Genomic DNA, 22,436 nt, shown 5'->3' with positions numbered 1-22,436 from the left:
CCGCGCGACATAGTCGAGCGGATGCGGCAGATGGAAGCCCGCGACACTATACACCATAAGCAGATTACAAATTTTTTGTGAGGCTTGGAAGCAGTAAGGCTCGGATAGCATCGTTGATCGTCTCAGCATAAACGATTCCCGAAGGGCCTATTGCGTGTTGTAGGCGAGCAAAATAATTGACTTCACCGTCCTTAAGGGGACGACCCAGCAGAGTAGCGTCACCAATAAGGAGGAATTCCCGTTTTGTCCGGGAAAGGGCGACATTGAGGCGATTGGGATCGTTAATAAACCTGATGCTTCCTCGTGATCGAGTAGTACAGTAGATCACGATATCCGCTTGGTTTCCCTGGAAAGAATCGACGGTGTCAATGGCAATATCGCACCTCTTCCGAATTCGGCTATCGGATACCCGCTTGAGTAACTCGCGCTTTTGCGCGCTGTAGCAAGTGATGACCGCGATATCCATTTTCTCATGGGCATCCATTGATACCTCGCTGATTGCTTTAAGAAGCCCTAAGACCAAGTCAACCTCACTGCGGTTGACTAGGCTTTTGCCGTCCCGCGGCTGTTCGGCCCGCCAACCCACCATGCGGGAGGTGTCGAGCCACTGTAGTGTGCGCTTGAACGCAATAAGTGGCTCGGAATCCTTAAAAGTTTTCAGATTGTCTTCTGGGTAGAACATCTCAGCAACGATGCCGCCGATCACCGGCGGCATCCGGTATTGGGTAAGCAAACATCCCTTCATTTCTTGCGGCAAGCCGATAAACAGGCGTTCGAACAGCGTTTCTGCATACATGCGCCGCACGTCCGCTGGGCCGATCGCAAGCGGATACTCCTCATCGCGGAAGATAGGATCAACTGTAGGAGGAAGCTGCTTATGGTCGCCGATCATCACGACCTTGTGGCCGCGAAGCATCGGGATCATGAGCTCTCCGGGTGTAGCGCGCGCTGCCTCGTCAACGATGACGAGATCAAAAGGCCGCACCAAGCTCACCTGGCGGCGGGTCAGCCCCAAGCAGGTGGCACCCACGATCTTATGGCGCGTCAGCAGGAGTTCCGCCAAATCGGGGGAGAGGCTTCCGCCACATTCCTCCAGCCAGAAATCTCTCATGGGCATCAGGCTTCCGGGCACCTCCAAGCCGCGAAGCAGTGCCTGGTACTGTAGATGTCTAGCGTCAATGTTAATGGCCTGTTCTTTGATATCGTCGGACAATTTGTCGGGATTACCTATTCGGACGAGAGCATCCGGGCCTTGCTTTGAGGCCAGCCTCGTAAGAACCTCATCCACCGCGACGTTCGCCTGCGAAGCGACCAAAATCCTCGCCCACGGGTATTTAATGAGATGCTGACGGATCATCTCTACGATCAGGGTCGTTTTTCCTGTTCCCGGAGGCCCTTGAATGCAGAATAGGTTTCTCTCCTTGAGGGCAGCTTGCAAGAGTACCCTTGGCTGTCCCTCAGTGAACTCGGTCGATGGCGACAGCAGATCCCATCCGCAATCAGGATCAGGCTTGAGGAGTTCGGGCGCCATGACAGCATCCGGCACCACAGCATTTACAGATTCGCCCCTGCGCGCAAGATCAAGCGCCCTCATTTGCTGAACGTCTGTATACGGATAGGCCCGAGCGACGAAAAGCGCCTCAACAATTTCGTCGTCGGGCAGTGCCACATTTGCCTGTGCGGCCCACACGCTTATCCCCCCTGCAGAGGTTATTGTCGCCCGGAAACCGACGACTGAGTTTCCCACCATGAGCATGAACTCTGGGGCGCGTCGCCCGCAGCCGTCGGTCGCCGCCAGATGACGAGACACGTAGCGTTCAACCTGTTCCTGGGCGTCGATCACATATTCTGTTCTGCGACCGCGCAGCGAAGCGATCTCGAGGAGACGGATGGCGACCCCGTCGTCGGCCTTCGCCTTTATTTCCACCAAAGCTCTGGCGACGTCCAGCCATCGCCTGATGTAACTGCGACCGGCCGCCCCCTTGACGATCCGCTCCTGCCTAGAAAACTCGTCATGAACGAAAAGCGCAAACTCCTGGCACTGGGCTGTCGTTTCCTCCAGTTCAGATGGAGACGCCATCTCAAGCCAGCCCTCGTCAATCTGGAGCAATGATACTGGGAGGACACAGTAGATCTCGCGTTCAAGCATAGGCTGGTCATGGGGAACGAGGCCCTCAAGCCTGATGACATGGTTTCCACCGTAGACATCAATATGAGCACGGACAGCGATCGAACCGTTCCGGAGGACTAGCCTGCCGTCCAGAGGCTCCACCGGATCAGCTGGCTCGATGATCCAAGGATCTGAGGAATCCGCCACCGGCATGCAGTGTGTGGCAAAGTCTTCTGCCATCTCGTCAGCAACAAGCAGCGGAACACTGTCGAAGCAGCTTTCCCCCATCGCCGACTCACGGAATTCGGTGACGCGAACGACATGGGGCACAGGCTTCACGAAGGGGGGAGCGTCCGAGAGGTCAAACCTCCAGTCCAAGGGGTAGACCAGCAGCTCCGCACCGATCACAAGGGCGCTCCGCTGGCGTTCGCGCCGCGGAAGGAACAGGGGAACACCCGACACTTCAAGGAGCGCCTCGTTCTCTTCAACTTGGCGGATTGTAGCGAACACACCGGTGCCGGGGGCCGAAAGGATGTTCTCCTTCAACGATGCTTTTGCTGCTGAAACAATAAATGCCCTGCGCAGCTTGTCGTAAGGTCCAACAAAGACAGAGGCATTTTCTGGGAAATCCTCACCATCTTCGAAGAAAAGAGAGGGCGACCTTGGCCGGATTTGATTGCCTCCATCGCCTCCGCGTCCTGTCGAGATCACGCGGCCGGTCCACGGCCAATCCGATGGAAGGTCAAAGATAGTCTCATCCACATCCGGCAGCAGATCGACAAGGACGTCATTGTCCCAGTTCGAGATCGCCATCTCCAGCCTTTCGGCGAGGCGCCCGAGATATATGGCCTCTGCGTACGCCTGCTCTCGCTTTTCATCCATAGTCCGGGCAAGCAAGACCAATGCTCTGCGGCGGTTCGGCGTGAACTGCTCTTCACGGAGGCTCGCCCTCAATCTCTTAACATGTTCGAAGAGAGCGTTCTTGACTTCCCACCGCTCCTTCCGAAGCCGTTCCGCCTCAGCCGCTAGATTGCGGAAATAGGCTTTAATGCGAGCCCCTCTATCCATTTGCTGCGCACGGACGATCTCATCGTGTTTACGATTTAGGCTTTCGCGCCTCTCGATCTCTTCGTCGGACTTTTGGTCCAAAAGATATGCAAGCGCGCTTCCCCCGATCGAGACGAGTGCAAGGCCGGCCATAAGGAGAGGAACCATTGTCAGAAATCCGGTTGGAGGTCAGCGGCGGCACTGTTCCAACAGGTTACCTTGGAGCGTGGTGATCTTGTCGAGAAGCGCCATCAAGGTTTGAACTCGGTGGTGGTCAAGATTTGCCAGATCAGCTAAAAACGGACGAATACACTCGCGCAAATCGGTAAGTTGCGCGAGCACTGTTTCAACGACCTTGTCGTCCTGATCTAGGCGGCGCATGTTCCCTTGGTGTGTCATGCGCTCCTTTTCGAGATCGGCGCTGATACGTTCGAGTTCATGCTGACTCTGGATGACGGCCTGCCTGGTCTTTTCGCGCTCCGATAGGTATCCGGCCGCTTCACGCATGAATACAGTTGCTTCTCTGGCGATGACAATCATATCGTCAAAGGAAAGTCGCGGACTTGTTGATGGCGGCAGCTCCTCCCTTTCCTTGGGCGCAGAAACTGGAGGCTTTCCCTTTCCACTCGAAATCGCCTTAGCTCCCGCACGCCTATTAATCCCAACCATTGTTATCCCTCCACTTCAATTGTCGCCGCGAGCGACAACTGCTCTACGGTCCTCATATAACGGCTCATAAAAATCTCGTATTTACGGGTCAGACTCACCACCCGCGGGTCACCTTCCTGACCAGCTAACTTAGCCATTTCCTCGCCTAACGTCTTCGCTGCCAATTCCAAGAGGCGAAACGAGGACATCACTGCTTTGTCGACATCAGATCTCCCCGCCATCCTCCTTTGTGACACCGCGATAATATCCGCTTCATACTAGGTATCCGCAGCCAACCTAGCACGGACGGTCTTCAAATCGTTCTCTAGACGAAACGTCTTTTCACGCTCGGCGGAAAGCCTAAAGTATGCACGGCCGGCGTCCAGGACGGCCAACGCCGCATCGACTGCAAGGACTGCCGGGTTGACTGCAGCTGCAGCTTTCATGCCCTGCGAGTGCATGAGCTTGGCAACCCTGCCGGTGACGCGCAAAGCTCTATACACTCGCATCAGCCTTGCAGCATTCTGCTCCATTCCGCTCACTCACCCCTCGCGCTGTTTTCCGCGACCGTCGCGCTGGTCCAGAAGTGCCACCCGCCTTCATCCTTCGCTTGCCTGACCGCACATTCGGCTATCGCGATTTCGGTCGCGCCCCGTCTGAGTGTCACAGGTTCCTCGCTGATCGACCAACCGGCTTCCCTGCATCTCCTGCCTCGTTCCGGCAAGAAGTGTCCCAACAGCCCCGAAGCCAGTGCCTCGCAAAGCTCGACCCCGGTATACTTAGGTGGCAACACGAACACCGAGGCAGATTCTGGCCCTACGGGAGCATATTGCACATACTCCTCGATGTCCTTCTCCTTGTGGATCACACCTGTGACCTGATCAAAAAGGTAAATTACCGTATCTCTGCCCCGTTGGCCCTCGCGCCCCACCTTCACCTCAAATCGCAGAGCTGGCCCATCAATCGAGTACGCATGGTTTGGCTGTAGCGAGGTAAAGTCAGTCCTATCGCGCCAGACTTCTGGGTCAATCGCAGTATGAGGACGAGGAAGCATTACCATTTCAGCGGGAAGCGGCAGCGAGGAGGTGAGCGTGCCCGCTATCGGTCCGAGCGAAACGTCCACAGGCCAATCCTCTCGTTCTACGAAAATATTGGCTAACCTAGGGGAGACCTCCTCGATCAGGTCTGCCAGCACCTTGTCTGGGATCTTCGCCAATTCCACGCGATGCCGTTCTGGCAAGAGTTGAGCGGCTCCTTCATAAACCCGGATGATATCTGATGGGTTCAACCACCGCAGTGCACGAGCCACCGGGTCAAAGAGCATGTGGTGGCGACCTTTCCGGAACTCGCGCACGCAGGCGAAGTCATCCCAAAGCCGTCGCCCGCGACGTTCATTGAGGGCGAGACGTCCGGTCGCACCGCACAGATCGATCACGCCCATATTGGAAAGTCGCTCGGCTTCACACCGTATAATATTCTCGTCAATCATTGCCACGGTGCAGACATCATCGAGCGAACCACCACCATTGGCCGCGAAAAGCAACAGCCTAGTGAGCAGCGGAAGGTCATCCACTTCATGGGCCACAATAGACGTCTCAACGGAAATCAATTGCCTATGGCTTTCCACTAACAACTATTTACCTTCCATTTGAGAAATATATTGAAGCGTCGGGGGTTTTCCGGAGGCTATTTGGTATGAATCATGCAGCCATATCGCTGATCTAAAGAGCTGCATAGTAGTAGGCTTCAGCCTCGACGGGAGGAATAAGGTCTCGAATAAGGTCGGTCATCAATCCAGAAGCAAAAATTACATTCGCTTCTGAGCCTGATTGTAACAGCGGCTCACGTCAATGCGGATAATCGCAAGTGGTTGCGCGGTATGACACCCCCGCTTTGAACTTATTCCCTTTAAGTCTATGGAATTAAACAGTTCTCTAGAAGATGACCTCAATTTACGCATAGCAAAACCCCGCTAAGGCGTTGACTTAGCGGGGTTTCAGAAACTGCAAATGGTTGCGGGGGCAGGATTGGCTCTCAAATTGCAGCAATCGCAAGTTGAGAGCAAAGCGGGATTAATAAGCTGTTTTGATGCACTTTTTTCTGCCTGCGCTTAACTCCATCACTGGAGTCAATACCCCCTGCCCTCGTCAAACGAAGTGTTTATTTATTCAGAGCCATGTTCGCTTACACTTCACAACAGAAGTAAATATTCTTGCTCACGCCCCGAAGGATAGTCAGGTGGCTTTTCTGACATTCTGTCTCGCTCAAGGCACTGTTTTCTAATCGACTCAAAGCGACCCTGTCGTTTGGAATGATATCAAATGCCGGAGCGACTCAGCCAGTATGTCAATCATTTTGTCCTGATGTTCTGCAATTTCGACCTCTTGCCAGCGTCCTCTTGCTTTCATCAACTCGATCATCGAGAGCAGTTTCAGACTGTCGATCTGACCATTGCCAAGACTTGCCTCAAAATGCTCCAGCTTCTGTTGAGGCTGAAAATTACTCAGGCGCGAATTCTTGCTATGGCTAATCAAGCAAAGATTGCCAAAAGAATTAAGTGCAACACGCTCTACCGTTTTATAACCATCCATAGGATGCTGGGGTGAGAAGTGCTCCACCGAGCTTCGGAAAGTGAACTCAAAAAAATTAATCACTTGATCGGAATTTTTATCTTTGCCACGCTTTTTTACCCACAAAAGGTAGTCAAGGAAGTTAAAGACAAAATTGTTTTCAATATGACCATAACATAATTTGGATTGGACCATCTCCCGCCATTGCTCATCAACTACGATCTGAGGCAAAATAGAAAGATCGCCGTAAATCATTTGGTAATAGGAAGCTGATTCGCCTGGCACCAAAAAACGCTGGAAGACAAAGCGTTGCGCCTGACACTCCAGATAGCCAAGATAGGCATCTGCCCTTACTGTATTCTTCGGATTAAAGTTATCGAACAGATAGCGTAGGGCACCATTAAGCCAGTGCTTGTAAACCAAAGTAGGAGCCGATACATGAAATGCCGACAACAGCATCAATATACGTCTATTAATACCTATAAACTGACCATCTTTATCATCAAATGCATTGATATAGCTGACACTATCTTTTGAATACCAATGCAACCGTTTAAGGCTCCAAGCATCCTTACCATCCGCAAACTCGCGTTTGATAATGAACTGATCAAACAGGTATTTAGTTTTCAACAGGGCGTGGGTAAAACACTGGACAGCCGCTACCGGATCAGCCTGCTGCATTACGCGCAACTCAAACTGATCGATCAGTTGTTTATCATCAAGCGGCACCCCCTCCGTATTAGCGGGACGACGACTTACGATCCGTAATACATGAAGTAAAAAATTAGAAAAGTTAATAACGCTGTTAAATCGCTCTGAGCCAGCACTTTCCTGTTCTACATTTTTCACCACGTCGAGCGTGTCGTCGTGCAAAATAGCCAACAAGGTTCGTCCATGTTTGCCAGTGGAGACACTATCCTCCGTTTTGAACTCTGAGTTCGCACTACAAGAGGACGGCAGCAGATTACATAGATGATCAAAATCCTGGGGTATAAACTGCCCCCAGTCATTTTCGCCAAACAGGCTATGACGTTCAGCAGGCGTAAAACCGTATTGAATATAGCGTTCCATATTGGCGCAGGCATCCCATACCCGACCGAGCACATAGATGTTCTGGCGACGCGTTTCCACTTCAGGAATCTGGTTCAACACCGCCATCAGCTTCGCCTTAACCACCTCGTGCTTTTCCAACTGCTCACCGCGGTTGTTCATCGCTTCGAAAAAGTGATTGAGGTCAGTATCCTTGGGCACTTCGATACGAGATATCTGCACGTGCTTGAATAAATATTCACAAAAGGTCATCAATTTTGTGCCGATCAGCCCAAGCTCAGATAAAGCCTTACCAATCAGTTCAAAACCGTTCACCAACCCTTCATTGAAGGTGTTCCCACGCAAGCAGTAGGGCTCGGCACCCTGCCATAAACGCTCGAAAGTTTGCCTCGAGACCAAGCGACTTTCGAAGCCGAGGTTGATATCTCGATACCAACTCATATCTACCGCCCCATTCTTCTGGTTTTTGAGCCAAATCGCCAGAAGGGAAAGGGTCGTGAAGCGCTGCTGGCCGTCAATTACCTCAAAGGTGCCGTCGGCCCGAGCGAAAACTACCAAGGTGCCGATATAGTAAGTCTGATGTTTACCTTCGCTATTTTTCTTGCTCTGGTAATCGATCACATCCTGCAACAGTTGGGTAATTTCCCCCTCACCCCAGGCATAATTGCGCTGGTACATGGGGACCACATAACGGGCACTATCTTCCAACAATGCTTGGATGGAGAGCGGACGAACAATCGCTTCAGACATAGTAATTCATTTCCCGAAACAACTCGACCAACTCATCTTTAGAGCCGGTGCGATTATTCTTGTTTTCTTTGCTGCTCATGTTTGGCAAATAGAACGCGTGCAAATCAGCAGGCTGGTGAGCATCACGAATGGCACGGATCAAATTGTGCTCCAGCACATAATTATCCATGGTTGCCAGTTGGACCACTTGCTGACGAATACGACAGCGATAGGCCCAGATAAAGCACTTCTCAATAGCCAGCGACAGTTCTTGGCTGCCAAACTTGTCGATATAGAAGATTAGAGCACAGTCAAACATGGCACGCACGTAGCGATCACCTGTGCGATGACGATTTTTGTAAATGTTCAAGGTAGAAAGTATCTTGACCGCCCTCGTCGTCAGGGCCTTATCGTGCAGCATAGCCAGTTTAGAGGCAGATTCCTCAACTGCGATCGCAGCCACAAGCTTCTGGTAGTGCTCGGCCATCTCAAAGAAGCGCCGGCCATTAATAATCATCTGGTCGAGATGAAACGGGAAAACCATGCGCTGGCCATCTATCTTGCGCTGATATTGGTTATTGTAATCATCAACAAAATGGTGGGCGATACGAAGTGATTTTACATAAGGAAATTGACCCACGCGTTCGAGATTGACTCCTTTGAAAATATCCACATCCTCTTTCCCAAAGTAGCGCGCAGACTTACCCTCGGCCCACTGACGCACTCGATAAAGATAGAAGGCAAATAAATGGGCCAGTTCGTTGCTAGAGGTGGTCCCCATTTTTCGGACAGGGCAATAAGCTATAATCCGACCTGAGAGAGAACGGGTTTTATGGGCAAGGTTACGCGCAAGAGGTATGCGGCGGAGTTCAAATCACGGGTTGCCCTGGAAGCGATCCGTGGGGAACTGACGCTGGCGGAACTGGCTTCGAAACATGGGGTGCATCAGACGATGATCGCCCAGTGGAAACGGCAGGCGATCGAGGGGATGGCGGCCACCTTTTCCGGGAAAGCGACGTCTGAGCCCCCGGTCAGCCCTGCTGATGTGGAGAAACTGCACGCGAAGATAGGCGAGCTTCTCGTGGAACGGGATTTTTTACGCGATGCCTCTGCTCGGTTGGGCGTGATCAGAGGCGGCAGATGATTGACCCGAAGCGAGCGCGTCTGCCGATAATCCGGCAATGCACACTGCTGCGACTCAACCGGTCGGGCGTCTACTATCGGTCTGTGCCACAGAGTGAGGCCAATCTGGAGTTGATGCGGCTGATCGACGCCCAGTTCCTGGAAAGGCCGTATTATGGCTCGCGGCAGATGACATGGCATCTGCGCCGCCTGGGACATGAAGTGGGGCGCAAACGCGTCCGCCGGCTCATGGCGATCATGGGCCTGCGGGCGATCTACCAGAAGCCACGCACGAGTGTGCCCCATCCGGAGCATCGGAAATATCCATATCTGCTGCGGGATCTGGTCATTGATCGACCTAACCAGGTCTGGTGTTCCGATATCACATATATTCCCATGAAACGGGGATTTCTCTATCTCGTGGCGATCATGGACTGGTTCACGCGCAAGGTGCTGTCCTGGCGTCTGTCGAACACGATGGACGCGGAGTTCTGTATTGAGGCACTTCGGGATGCGCTGATGCGTTACGGCACCCCGGAGATTTTCAACACGGACCAGGGCTCACAATTCACGACGCCCCGTTTTACCGGTATCCTGGAAGAACGTCAGATCCGCATTAGCATGGACGGGCGTGGGCGCTGGCTGGACAACGTGTTCATCGAGCGTCTGTGGCGGTCGTTGAAATACGAATGTGTCTACCTGCACGCATTTGAGACCGGATCAGAACTTCGAGTGGGGCTCACGAAATGGATCACCCATTATAACGGGCAACGTCCCCATACGGCCCTGGCTGGACGAACGCCTGATGAGGCGTATCATGGCGCGCCGACGCCATCTGGTCCGGCGTTAACCCCGGACCAGATGGCCAACAGCAACGCCGTCAGAATGGCGGCATAACAACAACCGGGTATAGCTTATTCAAACCCAAAAACTGTCCGAACAGACGGGTCCACCTCTAAGAGACGTCACCTGTACGTTGGTTAAGCTTGCAGCCTCTACAGCACCGCTTTGAAACCCACTTTCGCATAGAATAATACCGCGATCGACACCGATATCTGCCGCTATCTCTCGTAAGCCCATGACGTGAAGCTTGTTAACGGCGCTTTTCCAATATTTGCATTCGACAATCCACCGGACTTTAAAGCCTGCTACATCGATCTGCACATAGACATCAACGTCATGGGTAGTCCTTACGCCCTGAAGAGTAACGTCGGTTTCCGCCTTGAGTCCGATCGACCGGAAGAACTCTGCCGCCTCTTCCTGATATTCTTTCCAGTCGTTCGCCATCGTTACTCTTCTCGCCATTTTGGGCATACGTAGTAATTCAATATTAGATCAGCAGTTAGGATTTTCAGGGCTGCGCTATTACACCTGCATATCAAGGTGGCATGATTGAAGGGGTGCGTCCAGCACTCGTGAACGGCAACTAAAAGTATGTCCGCTTCACAGCCATATCATATCTATAGAGGATATTCCGCTCTCCCCCCGTTGCCCGCAGGCGGTCATATACCGTGATCAAAAACCGGTCATTTAGCGTGGACATTCACACCCTGCATCCCAGGCCGAAAATCCCGGAACAAGGTTGTCAAATATTGCAAGCGCCGCTAAACGCCGCGATTGCATAGAGATCATGTTCGGACACCTCAAGGACTGGCGCCGCGTTGCGACCCGATACGGCAGGCGCTCCACAGCCTTCTTCTCCACCATCGCACTCGCCGTCACCGTCATCCTCTAACTTGATCAGCGAGTTCTGACGCTAGATGATATCAAGCCTTCCAACACTCCGGCAACGAGCGAAGGCTGGCTCCGCTTGCGTTGGTCGTTAAGCATGCCTAGGTGCTTGAACTTTATCTGGATCGCCTGCTTCGATACCTCGAAATGGCTTGATAGGTTTGCAAGCAATTGCTCGTATATCGTATAATTGCAAGGTTGGTCGTCGACGAATATATAGCCGTGCCCTCTATCCCTGATATCGAGAAAATTGCGGAATTGCGCGGTCTTAAACTTGAAGAAATCGTCGGGCAGGATGAGGTTGGATGAGAACGAGTTCGCCTGATATTCAAGCCGCTCCAAGTTAAAGTTCGCATCCATTTCCTTGTTTATCAAAAGATCGCGTTCGATGATATTTTCGGAACTGAGGTATTGCTGATGTTTCAAGGAAAAATGACCCAATTCATGACCGATCGTAAAGCGTTCACGGCTCCTGTTCCCGTGGGAGTTGATAGAAATCACTTTCCGATGGAAGTGAGCGGAGCCCAGAATTGGCGTTCCATCCGTGTCGTGGAACTCCTGATTTGAATATTGAAGATCTATAGAGAGCACGGAGCAGATATGTTCCAAATCTACCGGCCCACCCTGGTAATCGACGAGCTTCAGGACTTCTTGGACAGAACTCTTTATGGCCTCTGGAGGCATGAAGGGAATGGTCGTCGAGCTTTCATCAACGTCTCCTGCGAGTTTCGGGTGGAGGCTACCCAGGAACCGGCTGATGCTGCTGAAAAACTTTCCATCATTATAGGCAGAGAACTTCAGGGATTTTGTCGCCGACTCTCTCTGAAAAAGCTGGAATTCCACAAAACGGTTTTCGATGTACGGCTGCGCCTTCCGATCCGCGATGATGTCGAGGCCCTCTCCGTCGTATTTTATGATGCCAAGCCCTCTGTTCCGCGCGACCTGTTCGGCTCCGGATTGAAGTTGCGAAGACACAACCATCACCCCTTTTGCCGTATGGGGAAACATTCGCCCGAGTTTCGCTGAGAAGTCGTTTACGTACACCTCAGGAACACTGCCACTGTAATTTTTGCATTCGAAAATGACATAGAGATGAGGCGAAGGGCGTCCGTTGGCGTAGATTTCCAATACAACATCGAACTCGACACCCGCCTCGCGCTCTTTACAGTAGTATTCCTTCTTTTTAAAAATCCTGCAGCTGTCCGGAGAATAAACTCCATATACCAGGTCTCCCCGCTCCTTTTGGTCGAGGAGATACTGATGGAATGCATCTTCGAGCTTATCGCCTTTATCCGAGGAATTCATGACTTTGCCCTGAAAGGAGAAACAACCGCAGGATGGTGGTAATAGTTCTATAGCGGAATTTAGCCCGGTTAAAGCGACCATTCGGTATGTAGCCAAATCACTTAGAGCCTGATCGAAAATTCGGTGAGGGTGTGATTCAAGCTCTGGATGTGGACGCCAGAACGGAGAGGCCGGATGGCCAGTATCACCAGCAAGACGAAGCGCTATGCGTCTGAGATGACAGATGAGGAATGGGGACTGAACTGCCCCGGGTTTACCGGAGAGCGATTTGTTCAGTAATCAGGCAGCGATATCAAGCCTGCTCTGATCTGCATGGAAGGCGCGTTCGGTTTCGGCGGGCGGCCTGTAGCCGATTGGCGCCAGCAGGCGTCGGTTATTATACCAGTCCACCCATTTGAGGGTTTCCCATTCGACCTGCGCCATGGATTTCCATGGCCCCAGATGATGGATGACCTCGGCCTTGTATAAACCGTTGATGGTCTCTGCCAGTGCATTGTCGTAGCTGTCCCCAACCGTGCCGACCGAGGCGTCTATGTCAGCCAGCGCCAGCCGTTCGGTATACCGGATCGACAGGTATTGTGATCCACGGTCCGAATGATGGATCAGCGCCTTGTTTCCCGCGGGCTTTCGTTGCCAGATGGCCTATTCAAGGGCATCGAGCACGAACTGGGTGGTCATGGAAGTCGAGACCTTCCAGCCCACGATCCTGCGGACGAACACATCGACGACGAACGCCACATAAACCATGCCATTCCAGGTCTGGACATAGGTAAAGTCCGAGACCCAGAGTTGGTTGGGGCCTCAGCCCGGAACTGCCGGTTGACCCTGTCATCGGACAGGGGCGCGCCGTATCCGGACGGGTCGTGATGACCTTCCGGCCCCGGATCACACCCTTCAGACCCATCTTGCGCATCAGACGCTCAACAGTGCAGCGCGCAACCTGTCGTCCTTCACGCTGCAGGCTGTGCCAGACCTTGCGCGCACCATAAACAGCACGATTATCCTGCCAGATCCGGCGGATATGTTCCATCAACTCCCTATCGCGCCGTGCACGCGGGCTGGCCCTGACCGGATCTCTTGCCATGGCCGCCTGCTGGTAAAACGTGGACGGGGCAATCGGCAGAACGCGACAGATTGGCTCGACCCCGTAATCGGCACGGTAGGCTTCAATAAACGCGATCATTTGCGAAACGGGCGGTCGAACTCCGCCTGAGCAAAATAAGCCGAGGCCTTCTTGAGGATCTCATTGGCCTGACGCAGTTCACGGACCTCACGCTCCAACGCCTTGATCCGTGCCGTCTCGGCCGTGGTCGGTCCCGGTTGCGCCCCAGCGTCCTGTCGGGCCTGCTTCCACCAGTCGTGCAGGCTGTCGCCCGAGCAGCCCAGCTTGCCACCAATCTCGCGACAGGCTCGGGTAATCCGAGCGATGCTCATCCAGAAGGCGCACGGCGCGCTCACGGAACTCAGGCGAATAACGCGATGTCTTCTTCTTCTCTACCATAGGGCTCATCCTCCGAGAGTTTTACTCTCCGGTAAACCCAGGGCAGTTCACCCGGGTCGTGAAGGTCATGTCGGTGGAACGGCCGCCGATAACCGTCTGTTTGTGGAAGCCGTGCTGTATCGTTACCGCGCCGGTATTCCCTGGCATGACCTGCCAGTGCGGTTCGGGGATTGGAAGAATGTTCACAGACGACTGCGCCGCTGGTGCAAAAGCGGCGTCATCGAACAGATTTTCCGGCATCTGGCAGCCGATCGAGCCAATGAATACATGATGATCGACAGCACGATTGTCCGGGCTCACCAGCATAGTGCGGGGGCGCGTAAAAAAGGGCGCGGATCAGGCCATCGGGCAGTCCCGTGGCGGACTGACTTCGAAAATCCATGCCATTGTCGATGCGGCAGGAAAGGCGGTCGCCCTGTCCCTGACGCCCGGGCAGAAAGCGGACATCACGGAAGCGGAGTCCCTGCTGGATGAGGTCAATCCCAAAGCCTTTATCGCTGACAAGGCTTATGATGCTGATCCGCTTATCGAAAAGATCGAAGAACGGCAGATCACACCGGTTATCCCTTCAAGGAAAAACCGACGCAATCCACGGAAAATCAGCTTCCAGCTCTACAAAAACAGAAACATCATTGAACGCTTCTTCGCCAGGTTGAAGCAGTTCAGGGGCATTGCAACACGCTACGACAAACTGAAGTCAACATTCCTCGCAGCAGCACAACTCGTCTCCGCAATCATCGGAATTAACTGACGACACGCCCTAAATGCTCAAGGCGTCTGGAAAATCAGGGGCCATTTGGTAGTGTAGGCTTCGAACGGCTTGGAGTTCGTGTGCTTTCAGTATCATAACGCAAAAATTGCACGTTTTTTGCTCATATGATTGCAATCATCCCGTAAACGGTATCTGACTTCTCAAATTAGCATGTTCTGTATACGGAACATACGTTTTATGATGATTCATGCCTGATTCAAGATAAAAATTCGTCATTTTTTAAATAAATAAACAAATATATATCATTGATTGTTTTTATATCAGATTATATTTAACAAACTATACTTTCTTTCAGAGTAATTTGTGAGGTGTGTTTCAGATGACCCAGACCTTTTTCGGCCAGATCAACCCTCCCGCCCGGCTGCTGATGGGGCCGGGGCCGGTCAACGCGCACCCGCGCGTGCTGCGCGCCATGGCGGCCGACATGCTGGGCCAGTTCGACCCCGAGATGACCGACTACATGAACCAGACGATGGATCTCTACCGTCAGGTGTTCATGACCAACAACCGCTGGACCCTGCTGGTCGATGGCACGGCGCGCGCGGGTATCGAGGCGGCCCTCGTCTCGCTGGTCGAGCCGGGCATGAAGCTTTTGATCGTGCGCGCGGGGCGCTTTGGCCTGCTGCTCTCCGAGATCGCGCAGCGCATCGGCGCCGAGATCGTGACGCTGGACCTGCCCTGGGGCGAGGTGGCCAGCCTTGAGCAGATCGAGGACGCCATCATTACCCACCGCCCGCATGTGCTGGCGTGCATTCATGGCGATACCTCCACCACCATGGCCCAGCCGCTCGATGGCGTGGGCGCATTGTGCCGCAAATACGATGTGCTCTCCTATGTCGACACCACGGCAACCCTGGGCGGCATGGAAGTGGCGACCGACCGCTGGGGCGTGGATGTGGTGAGTTCGGGCCTGCAGAAATGCATGGGCGGCCCGCCGGGCTCGGCGCCCATCACCCTCTCCGACCGCGCGGCCGAGCACATCTTCGCCCGCCGCCATGTCGAGGCGGGCATTCGCGGCAGCGACACCACGGACGGCACACGCGCGCGCATTCCGTCGAACTATTTCGACCTGGCCATGGTCATGGATTACTGGTCCGAAAAGCGCCTGAACCACCACACCGAGGCCACCACCATGCTGTATGGCGCGCGTGAAGCCGCCCGCGTGGTGCTGGAGGAAGGGCTTCAGGCCCGCTTCGCCCGCCATGCTGCCGCCTCGCGCGCGGTCTGCGCCGGGCTGCGCGCCATGGGGCTGGAGCTGTTTGGCGGCGACGCACACCGCATGACCAACGTGACCGGCGTGTACATCCCCAAGGGCATTGACGGGGAGAAGGTGCGCAGGCGCATGCGCGAGGATTTCGAGATCGAGATCGGCTCCGCCTTCGGCCCGCTGCAGGGCAAAATCTGGCGCATCGGCGCCATGGGCTACAACGCTGAAAAGCACAAGGTGCTGCTGACCATGGGCGCGCTTGAAACCGTGCTGCGCCATGAGGGCCACGGCTTTGCCGCGGGCGCAGGCGTCGATGCCGCCCTTGCCGCCTATAACGACTGATACTCTTGTCCGTAAGGGTGCATCCACTGCTGGTTGCCGGGCAGGAATGCTGGCAACCAGCCTTTTTTGATGGAACGGGGCTGCCTACAGAATGCGTTCGAGAAAGTTGCGTGCCCGATCGCTGCATTGACCCGAGAAGAAATCGGCCGACGGCATATCGTCTATGATCTCTCCCTGATCCACGAACAGGATGCGCGTAGCCACCTGGCGGGCAAATGCCATTTCATGGGTCACGCACATCATGGTCATGCCCGCCTGTGCCAGTTCTGTCATGACTGCCAGCACTTCCGCCACCATTTCCGGGTCGAGGGCAGAGGTTGGCTCATCGAACAGCATGACAACCGGGTCCATGGACAGGGCGCGGGCAATCGCCACACGCTGCTGTTGGCCGCCTGAAAGGTTGACCGGGTATTTCATGGCATGATGTGCAAGGCCCACGCGTTTGAGCAGCTTCAGGCTCCGTGCGCGCGCATCTTCCGCGCTGCGATCAAGCACGACACGCTGCGCAAGCATGATGTTTTCCAGCACGGTCATGTGGTGGAACAACTCAAAACCCTGAAACACCATGCCCGCCCGCGCCCGCAGGCGCGGCAGGGACGTGGCAGGATCGCGCACGGGCGTGCCATCAACAAAGATCTGCCCGCTATCGAAGCCTTCCAGCGCATTGACGCATTTGATAAGCGTGGATTTGCCGGAACCGGAAGGGCCGCAGACGACCACAACCTCGCCACGACCTATATCGGCGCTGCAGTTCTTGAGCACCTGAAAGGAGCCGTAGGACTTGCATACGTTTTCAAATCTGATCATGGCGTCCTGTCCGCAAAGCGTGCGATCGTGAAGGGCGAAATATCGGTGGGCGTGGAACGGTTTACGATCAGGTCGGCCGTGATCCGTCCCATCATGGGGGCGAGGGTATAGCCGTTGGATGTAACGGCATTATAGAAATTGGGGCAGTCGGGATGTTCCCCCAATATGGGTGCGCCGTCGATATCAATATTCATCGCAGCCCATGACCTGATGATATGAAGCCGGTCAAGACCCGGCAGCAGGGAGCGCGCCACCCACAGGTTGCCTTCCAGGCTATCGCGTTGCGGGCGGGGATGGGCGTGGACCGGGTCCAGACCCGCCGTCCATCCGCCCCCGATCAGGATGGAACCATTCACGGCCTGTTTGACTGTCAGGTGACGGCTGGCATGGGCAATCAGGTTATGGAGCATGGGCGCAACCGGCTCGGTTACGATCATCTGCAGGGGCGCGCCGTGAACGGGCACATCGAGCCCCAGCAACTGCCCTATGCGTGCGGCAAAGGAGCCAGCGGCGTTGACGACCGTGCCCGCCGACCATGTTCCGGCCGTCGTTCCAACAGTATACCCATCGCCCGTGCGGGTGATGGCACGGACATCGGCCATCGGCACGATCTGCACGCCGTGCCGGCGTGCGGCTGACAGAACGGCCAGGGTGGCTGCAAGCGGGTTGATCTTGCCTTCATCGGGGCACCATGCGCCACCAAGACATTGCGGCGTCAGGGCTGGTTCCAGCCTGCGCAGTTCATCGGCACCGACAAGCGAGCAGTTGACGCCAATGGACTGCTCAACCGTGACCTTCTGTCGCATCCGCTCCAGGTCAGCCTCGCTCTGCGCGATCATGAGGCCGCCGGTACGTTTCATTTCTATGTCGCGGTCGAAGGTATCACGCAGGCTTTCCCATAGCGCGATCGAAGCCTTCTGTAGCGGCATGGTGCGTGCCGCGGGCGATAGCCCCTGCGTCGGTGCGCCATAGTCAAAGGAAAGCAGCTGGGCATGCAGGCTGCCTGCATTGCCGCCCGATGCCATGGCGCCAGGGGGCCCCCGGTCCAGCAGGGTGACGCGCAGGCCGGACTGCGCCAGGAACAGGGCCGTAAAGGCACCGACAACGCCTGCACCAACCACAACCGCATCTGCTGTCTGTGCGGGGGTGGCGCGTATGGCTGCGGGCCTGTCGGTTGGCAGGACGGTGCGGCGATGGCCTTTCCATTCCGGCTTTTCGCGCGCCAGGGCGGCCAGTGGCACCGGGCGCACGGGCATCTGGGGGGCAACGCACTCTTTTTCCGTTGTGATATGGCCGGTCAGGCTGGCAACGCTTGCGCCGCAGAACCGCCCCTGGCACCGGCCCATGCCACAGCGCGTGGCGCGTTTGAGGGTCGCGGGGTCGGTAATGCCATCCTGTTCGATACGGGCACGGAGCGTGCCCAGTGTAATGTTTTCGCACCGGCAGATGATCTGGTCATCAGGCAGGGTTGCGGGCGAGGGAGGCGGAGGGGCTGCGTAAAGTTGCCACAGGGCCTTCTGGAAGGCGCGCGCGCGGGTGGTTTTACGCGCCCACGGCGTGGCGGATGCGACCGGGCGCCCCATCAGATGCAATATGGCCTGCGCTGAAAGATGACCCTGGCCCCATGCAATATCCGCCCCGCCAAAGCCACCAGCTTCACCGATGACGAATGTATCGGCCTGTGATGTCGCACCATTACCGTCACGGCGCACCGTCAGGTGCGGCATGGGGGTGGCACGGAAATCATGTACGCAGCCAAGCAGGCGCGGCAGTTCGTTGGCGGGCACGAAGCCATCGCCAATGCACACCGTATCTGTTGCGATACGGGTTTCGTGGCCCCTGGCATCGACCACAATGGCGGCCTCGACCCGGTCCTGGCCTTCAATGCGGACAAGCCGGTTTGACCATAGAACCGGCACCCTGTTGCGCCGCAGGGTGGTAATCTGGCTTAGGCCGGTCAGGGCAAGACGTGGGTTGAGTGTTGCCAGGCGGGCTGCCTCGGCCGGACGGCGGAAAGGAGCCGCTGCCGCCTCGACCAGTGCGGCAACATGGCCGCCGCGCCGCAGGATTTCACGCGCGACCTGCAGGTTGAGGGGGCCATTGCCGGTAATCAGGATATTCTGGCCGGGCAGGGCGTCATTGGCGCGCATAAGGGTCTGGCAGGCACCGGTGGTGATGACGCCAGGCAGGGTCCAGCCTGGGATGGGGGCAGGGCGTTCCTGTGCACCCGTCGCGATAACCACGAATCGGGGGCGGATATACAGCGCCTCCCCATTACGCAGGGCACCAATGGTCAGTCCGTCCTTTTCACGAAAGGCGCCCCAGATGAGTGTGTCTGTCCAGCATTGCGCGCCTGCCTCCTGCATGGCGGCCAGGGCCTGCTGGCCGCGGCGCTGCTGTTCATCACAGGGTGCGCTGCCAAGCCCATCCTGCTTGAAGAACTGGCCTCCTGCCATATGGCGCTCATCCGTTACGATAACCCGGACATCACCCTGTGCCAGTGCGGTGGCTGCGGCGATGCCCGCAGGGCCGCCGCCGATCACCAGTACATCGCATGTCGTGGTGGGTATGGGCTCGTCAGGGCAGGCGGCCAGCGGGGCGGCCTGGGTCAGGTCCGGCCGGGCAGGCAGGCGGCGTACGTCCATGCCCTGCGTTACGGTGGTCATGCAACCGCGCTGCGCAATGCGCCCGTCAATCTGCAGCAGGCATTCATTGCAGGCGCCAATGCCGCACAGGGGGCCGCGCGGGGTGCCATCCGTCGTGATGCGATGGGCCATTTCGCCATGCTGCAGGAGGGCCGCGGTTACACTCTGCCCTGTCCGGGCCGTAACGGTCTGGCCTTCAAACAGGAAACGGATCTGCTTGCTCATGATGTCACTGCTATATTGGCTTCGGGTTCCAGCAGGACTGGCGTGGCCGTGCGCTGGTAGGGACGATTGACGTAGTTCTCAAGGCGGCGCTGGATCATGTCCCACGCGCTTGTCATGGCCAGGTAGTATATGGCGGTGACCGTAAACAGTTCCAGCACCATGAAATGTTCCTGCACCAGCAACTGGGCACGCCGCAGCAGTTCCTCCATGGAAATGACGGATGTGATGGAGGTTGTCTTGAGCAGTCCGTTGACCGAGTTGCCCAGGGGCGGCACGATAATGCGCAATGCCTGCGGGAAGGTTATGTACCGGGCAATCTGGCCTTCTTCCAGCCCCAGCGCGCGGGCTGCTGCAATCTGCCCCGGTGAGACGGCATCCAGCCCCGCACGGATGATTTCGGCCAGATAGGCGGCTTCGTTCAGGCTCAGTCCGATCAGGGCGGCCGTGGTGACATCGAGCCGGATGCCGAATTTTGGCAGGCCGGTATAGATGATGATCAACTGCACCAGAAGCGGCGTGCCCCGGAACAGCCAGATATAAAAGCGCGCGGGGAGCGACAAGCCTTTATGCCGTGACCGTTTCATGACCGCCACCACGGTGCCCAGCACGAAACCGGCACAGGTGGCGAAGACTGTCAGCATCAATGTAACGAGTGCACCACGGAATATGAAACCGCTGCCCAGATACATGAAAAAGCCGTGCCAGTTCCATATCTGCATTAAAATGTTCCCTATAGGTAAGGCGCCTGTAACAGGACAAAACGGAACGGCCATGCGCCCCGGTTCACCTGTATGATCCGGTTAGGGGTTGGTTGCATCCGTCTGTGGGCCATACAGCCTGATTTCACCAGGTGGGGGGTGAATTCCATAAGGCTGCATGATGCGTTCAAGCGTGCCGTCGATGCGCATGTCATTGAGAACGGTTGCAATGGCCGTGGCCAGCGCGTGGTCATGCACGGCCAGGACAACCGGGGTGGGGAACAGGCCGGACAGCACGGGATGCAGGCCGCCTTCCTGTGCCATGCGGGTGGCGACCGCATCGATTGACGTGACAGCCGCCACCTGGCCTGCGCGCAGCGCCATGAAGGCAACCGAGAAATCATCGAAGGTGTGGATCTCGAGCCCCTTGCGTCCGGCGGCCCGCAGCTGGCGGTCGATGTCGCGTGTGCGCTGTTCTTCAAAACCACCAAGTTCCACGCCCACGGCCATGCCCGCCATATCCATGATGTTGCTGACAGGGCGTGGATCGGTATCGGCCATGCTGATGCTTATGGACTGGATCTCGTAGGGGATCAGTTCGAGCATGCGGGCGCGCTCATGCTTGTAGAACATGCCGGTATCAACCACATCCCACCGGCGCTCGAGCAGGCCGAGGATCATGGTGGAAAAGGCCGTGGAAATGTAGGTGGGCCTGAGGCAGAGCCGCCGGGCGATTTCTGTACCCAGTTCGATACGCATGCCATGCAGGCGCCCGTCGATGCGCATGTACTGCAGCGGCGGCAGGGAGGGATTGGTGGCCATGACCAGTTGCCCCGGTGATGCCATGGCATGGGTGTCCAGCCCCGTCGGGCAGGCCGCAAGGGCCTGCCCGGCAGGTGCTGCCACAACAAGTGACAGCATGCCGAAAAAGGACAGAAAGCGCCGTGGCATCATGCTGGCGTGTAAGCCAGCTTGTACTGGCGCACCAGTTCAGCGGCCTGCTTGTCCAGTGCCGCAGGCAGGGGCAGGCGGGGCGCGCGCGGCTGGCCTACTTCAAGACCCATGTGGTGCAGCAGCGCCTTTGAACCCGCAACATAGGCCTGTCCGCCCACAAAGCGGATGAGCGGGGTGTATTCATAATACAGGTCACGTGCCGCGGCGATGGTCTCGGCCTTCTGGCACAGGTTGAAGATCTGGCTCATCTGTGTCGGTGCCGCATTGGAGGCCACGGCCACCCAGCCCACGGCGCCTTCAATAAAGCTTTCAAAGCCCATGATGCCGCCAAACACGTCCAGCCTGTCGCCACACAGGCGGATGATGTCACGCACGCGCGTCACATCCATGGTGGATTCCTTGATCATGGTGCAGTTGTCGATTTCCGACAGGCGGCTGACCAGTTCGGGCACCAGGTCCACATTGGCCGTGGCCGGGTTGTTGTACAGCATGATGGGAATGTTGATGGCGCGTGCAATGCGGTCGTAATGCACGAACAGTTCGTCATCGGTGGGCGTGGAATAGAAGGGCGGGATGATCATGACGCCATCAGCACCCATCTGTTCAGCGCTTTTGCTGTAGCGGATGACATCAAGCGTATTTTCCGCACCCGTGCCAATCAGCACCGGCACCCGGCCCGCGGCCTGGTCGATGACGGTCTGGGCCACCAGGGCGCGTTCATCATCGGTCAGTGACAGGAATTCCCCCGTGGAGCCAAGTGGCACGAGGCCGTGGATGCCATTTTCAATCTGCCAGTCAACAAAACGGCGCAGGGCCGGAATATCAACGGCTCCCTGTTCATCGAACGGGGTGATCATGACTGTGTAAGTGCCACGGAATTTCATTGTTTTCATATCCATATTTCATCATTTCGGGGCATCGGTTCTGCCAGGCCCCATCGCGCGCAGCCTGCGCGCATGTTTCAGATCGTATG

At 56.0% G+C, this 22,436-nt stretch carries 16 protein-coding genes, 4 pseudogenes and 1 other annotated feature; of the genes and pseudogenes, 5 read left to right on the top strand and 15 right to left on the bottom strand.

Annotated features, from left to right (window positions below):
- Positions 1–64: 64 nt before the first annotated feature.
- From HNW77_RS03620 to HNW77_RS03590, 7 genes are all read right to left on the bottom strand, one after another.
- Positions 65–3,325 (bottom strand): DEAD/DEAH box helicase, encoded by a 3,261-nt coding sequence (locus HNW77_RS03620; RefSeq protein ID WP_172155472.1) that lies wholly within the window; start codon positions 3,323–3,325, stop codon positions 65–67.
- 21 nt (positions 3,326–3,346) lie between these two features.
- Positions 3,347–3,826, bottom strand: coding sequence for a hypothetical protein (locus HNW77_RS03615; protein ID WP_172155470.1), 480 nt, complete (start codon positions 3,824–3,826; stop codon positions 3,347–3,349).
- Between the two features lie 2 nt (positions 3,827–3,828).
- Positions 3,829–4,047, bottom strand: a complete 219-nt coding sequence (locus HNW77_RS03610) for a hypothetical protein (protein WP_172155468.1) — start codon at positions 4,045–4,047, stop codon at positions 3,829–3,831.
- 36 nt (positions 4,048–4,083) lie between these two features.
- The gene (locus tag HNW77_RS03605) at positions 4,084–4,338 is read right to left on the bottom strand and encodes a hypothetical protein (protein ID WP_172155466.1); all 255 of its coding nucleotides are present in this window, start codon (positions 4,336–4,338) and stop codon (positions 4,084–4,086) included.
- A gap of 5 nt (positions 4,339–4,343) precedes the next feature.
- On the bottom strand, positions 4,344–5,438 hold the full coding sequence (locus HNW77_RS03600; RefSeq protein ID WP_172155464.1) for a hypothetical protein: 1,095 nt from the start codon (positions 5,436–5,438) through the stop codon (positions 4,344–4,346).
- Between the two features lie 655 nt (positions 5,439–6,093).
- Entirely contained in the window at positions 6,094–8,175 is a 2,082-nt protein-coding gene (locus tag HNW77_RS03595) for a GmrSD restriction endonuclease domain-containing protein (protein WP_172155462.1), read from the bottom strand.
- Positions 8,168–8,935 carry a DUF7834 domain-containing protein gene (locus tag HNW77_RS03590; protein ID WP_196781813.1) on the bottom strand — a complete coding sequence of 256 codons (768 nt, stop codon included), beginning with the start codon at positions 8,933–8,935 and terminating at the stop codon, positions 8,168–8,170. Before HNW77_RS03590 ends, HNW77_RS03595 begins: the two co-directional genes overlap by 8 nt.
- 51 nt (positions 8,936–8,986) lie before the next feature.
- Here HNW77_RS03590 and HNW77_RS03585 point away from each other — a divergent pair.
- Positions 8,987–10,173, top strand: a protein-coding gene (locus HNW77_RS03585; RefSeq protein ID WP_139064263.1) for an IS3-like element ISGxy1 family transposase whose coding sequence is annotated in 2 segments (ribosomal slippage) — positions 8,987–9,245 and positions 9,245–10,173 — 1,188 coding nt in all. Because the reading frame shifts where the segments join, the coding sequence is not laid out codon by codon here.
- Between the two features lie 21 nt (positions 10,174–10,194).
- On the opposite strand, the gene HNW77_RS03580 is transcribed toward HNW77_RS03585, so the two are convergent.
- Positions 10,195–10,563, bottom strand: coding sequence for a restriction endonuclease (locus tag HNW77_RS03580; protein ID WP_241694267.1), 369 nt, complete (start codon positions 10,561–10,563; stop codon positions 10,195–10,197).
- A gap of 264 nt (positions 10,564–10,827) precedes the next feature.
- On the opposite strand from HNW77_RS03580, the pseudogene HNW77_RS03575 reads away from it, so the two are divergent.
- Positions 10,828–11,011, top strand: a pseudogene (locus HNW77_RS03575) (IS5/IS1182 family transposase); the annotation flags it as partial.
- Between the two features lie 5 nt (positions 11,012–11,016).
- Here HNW77_RS03575 and HNW77_RS03570 read toward each other — a convergent pair.
- Positions 11,017–12,312 (bottom strand): ImmA/IrrE family metallo-endopeptidase, encoded by a 1,296-nt coding sequence (locus HNW77_RS03570; protein ID WP_172155460.1) that lies wholly within the window; start codon positions 12,310–12,312, stop codon positions 11,017–11,019.
- Positions 12,313–12,459: 147 nt separating this feature from the next.
- On the opposite strand from HNW77_RS03570, the pseudogene HNW77_RS03565 reads away from it, so the two are divergent.
- A pseudogene (locus HNW77_RS03565) lies at positions 12,460–12,561 on the top strand (IS5/IS1182 family transposase); the annotation flags it as partial.
- Between the two features lie 30 nt (positions 12,562–12,591).
- On the opposite strand, the pseudogene HNW77_RS03560 reads toward HNW77_RS03565, so the two are convergent.
- Positions 12,592–13,813, bottom strand: a pseudogene (locus HNW77_RS03560) (IS3 family transposase).
- Positions 13,421–13,537, bottom strand: a sequence feature (AL1L pseudoknot). (Overlaps the previous pseudogene by 117 nt.)
- Positions 13,814–13,864: 51 nt before the next feature.
- On the opposite strand from HNW77_RS03560, the pseudogene HNW77_RS03555 reads away from it, so the two are divergent.
- A pseudogene (locus HNW77_RS03555) lies at positions 13,865–14,564 on the top strand (IS5 family transposase); the annotation flags it as partial.
- Between the two features lie 340 nt (positions 14,565–14,904).
- The gene (locus HNW77_RS03550; protein ID WP_172155448.1) at positions 14,905–16,134 is read left to right on the top strand and encodes a pyridoxal-phosphate-dependent aminotransferase family protein; all 1,230 of its coding nucleotides are present in this window, start codon (positions 14,905–14,907) and stop codon (positions 16,132–16,134) included.
- A gap of 84 nt (positions 16,135–16,218) precedes the next feature.
- On the opposite strand, the gene HNW77_RS03545 is transcribed toward HNW77_RS03550, so the two are convergent.
- The 5 genes from HNW77_RS03545 to dapA form a co-directional block, all read right to left on the bottom strand.
- On the bottom strand, positions 16,219–16,941 hold the full coding sequence (locus HNW77_RS03545; protein ID WP_172155446.1) for an amino acid ABC transporter ATP-binding protein: 723 nt from the start codon (positions 16,939–16,941) through the stop codon (positions 16,219–16,221).
- Positions 16,938–19,811: an FAD-dependent oxidoreductase gene (locus HNW77_RS03540; protein WP_172155444.1), complete on the bottom strand. Its 2,874-nt coding sequence runs from the start codon at positions 19,809–19,811 to the stop codon at positions 16,938–16,940. Before HNW77_RS03540 ends, HNW77_RS03545 begins: the two co-directional genes overlap by 4 nt.
- Positions 19,808–20,530: an amino acid ABC transporter permease gene (locus tag HNW77_RS03535; protein WP_172155443.1), complete on the bottom strand. Its 723-nt coding sequence runs from the start codon at positions 20,528–20,530 to the stop codon at positions 19,808–19,810. The genes HNW77_RS03540 and HNW77_RS03535 overlap by 4 nt, the downstream gene beginning before the upstream one ends.
- Before the next feature lie 81 nt (positions 20,531–20,611).
- Positions 20,612–21,463, bottom strand: coding sequence for a transporter substrate-binding domain-containing protein (locus tag HNW77_RS03530; RefSeq protein WP_172155442.1), 852 nt, complete (start codon positions 21,461–21,463; stop codon positions 20,612–20,614).
- A complete protein-coding gene (dapA, locus tag HNW77_RS03525; RefSeq protein WP_196781812.1) occupies positions 21,460–22,347 on the bottom strand; it encodes a 4-hydroxy-tetrahydrodipicolinate synthase in 888 nt (295 codons plus the stop codon). The genes HNW77_RS03530 and dapA overlap by 4 nt, the downstream gene beginning before the upstream one ends.
- Between the last annotated feature and the right edge of the window lie 89 nt (positions 22,348–22,436).

This window comes from Komagataeibacter melomenusus (assembly GCF_013155395.1).
Taxonomy (GTDB): Bacteria; Pseudomonadota; Alphaproteobacteria; order Acetobacterales; family Acetobacteraceae; genus Komagataeibacter; species Komagataeibacter melomenusus.
The sequence above is the reverse complement of the archived record's forward strand: the minus strand, read 5'-3'. Positions and strand labels throughout refer to the sequence as shown.

Excerpts from the sequence above, each read along its gene's own strand:
- HNW77_RS03620 (WP_172155472.1), bottom strand. The coding sequence starts at position 3,325 with ATGGTTCCTCTCCTTATGGCCGGCCTTGCACTCGTCTCGATCGGGGGA.
- HNW77_RS03615 (WP_172155470.1), bottom strand. The coding sequence starts at position 3,826 with ATGGTTGGGATTAATAGGCGTGCGGGAGCTAAGGCGATTTCGAGTGGA.
- HNW77_RS03610 (WP_172155468.1), bottom strand. The coding sequence starts at position 4,047 with ATGGCGGGGAGATCTGATGTCGACAAAGCAGTGATGTCCTCGTTTCGC.
- HNW77_RS03605 (WP_172155466.1), bottom strand. The coding sequence starts at position 4,338 with ATGGAGCAGAATGCTGCAAGGCTGATGCGAGTGTATAGAGCTTTGCGC.
- HNW77_RS03595 (WP_172155462.1), bottom strand. The coding sequence starts at position 8,175 with ATGTCTGAAGCGATTGTTCGTCCGCTCTCCATCCAAGCATTGTTGGAA.
- HNW77_RS03590 (WP_196781813.1), bottom strand. The coding sequence starts at position 8,935 with ATGGGGACCACCTCTAGCAACGAACTGGCCCATTTATTTGCCTTCTAT.
- HNW77_RS03580 (WP_241694267.1), bottom strand. The coding sequence starts at position 10,563 with ATGGCGAACGACTGGAAAGAATATCAGGAAGAGGCGGCAGAGTTCTTC.
- HNW77_RS03570 (WP_172155460.1), bottom strand. The coding sequence starts at position 12,312 with ATGAATTCCTCGGATAAAGGCGATAAGCTCGAAGATGCATTCCATCAG.
- HNW77_RS03550 (WP_172155448.1), top strand. The coding sequence starts at position 14,905 with ATGACCCAGACCTTTTTCGGCCAGATCAACCCTCCCGCCCGGCTGCTG.
- HNW77_RS03545 (WP_172155446.1), bottom strand. The coding sequence starts at position 16,941 with ATGATCAGATTTGAAAACGTATGCAAGTCCTACGGCTCCTTTCAGGTG.
- HNW77_RS03540 (WP_172155444.1), bottom strand. The coding sequence starts at position 19,811 with ATGAGCAAGCAGATCCGTTTCCTGTTTGAAGGCCAGACCGTTACGGCC.
- HNW77_RS03535 (WP_172155443.1), bottom strand. The coding sequence starts at position 20,530 with ATGCAGATATGGAACTGGCACGGCTTTTTCATGTATCTGGGCAGCGGT.
- HNW77_RS03530 (WP_172155442.1), bottom strand. The coding sequence starts at position 21,463 with ATGATGCCACGGCGCTTTCTGTCCTTTTTCGGCATGCTGTCACTTGTT.
- dapA (WP_196781812.1), bottom strand. The coding sequence starts at position 22,347 with ATGAAATTCCGTGGCACTTACACAGTCATGATCACCCCGTTCGATGAA.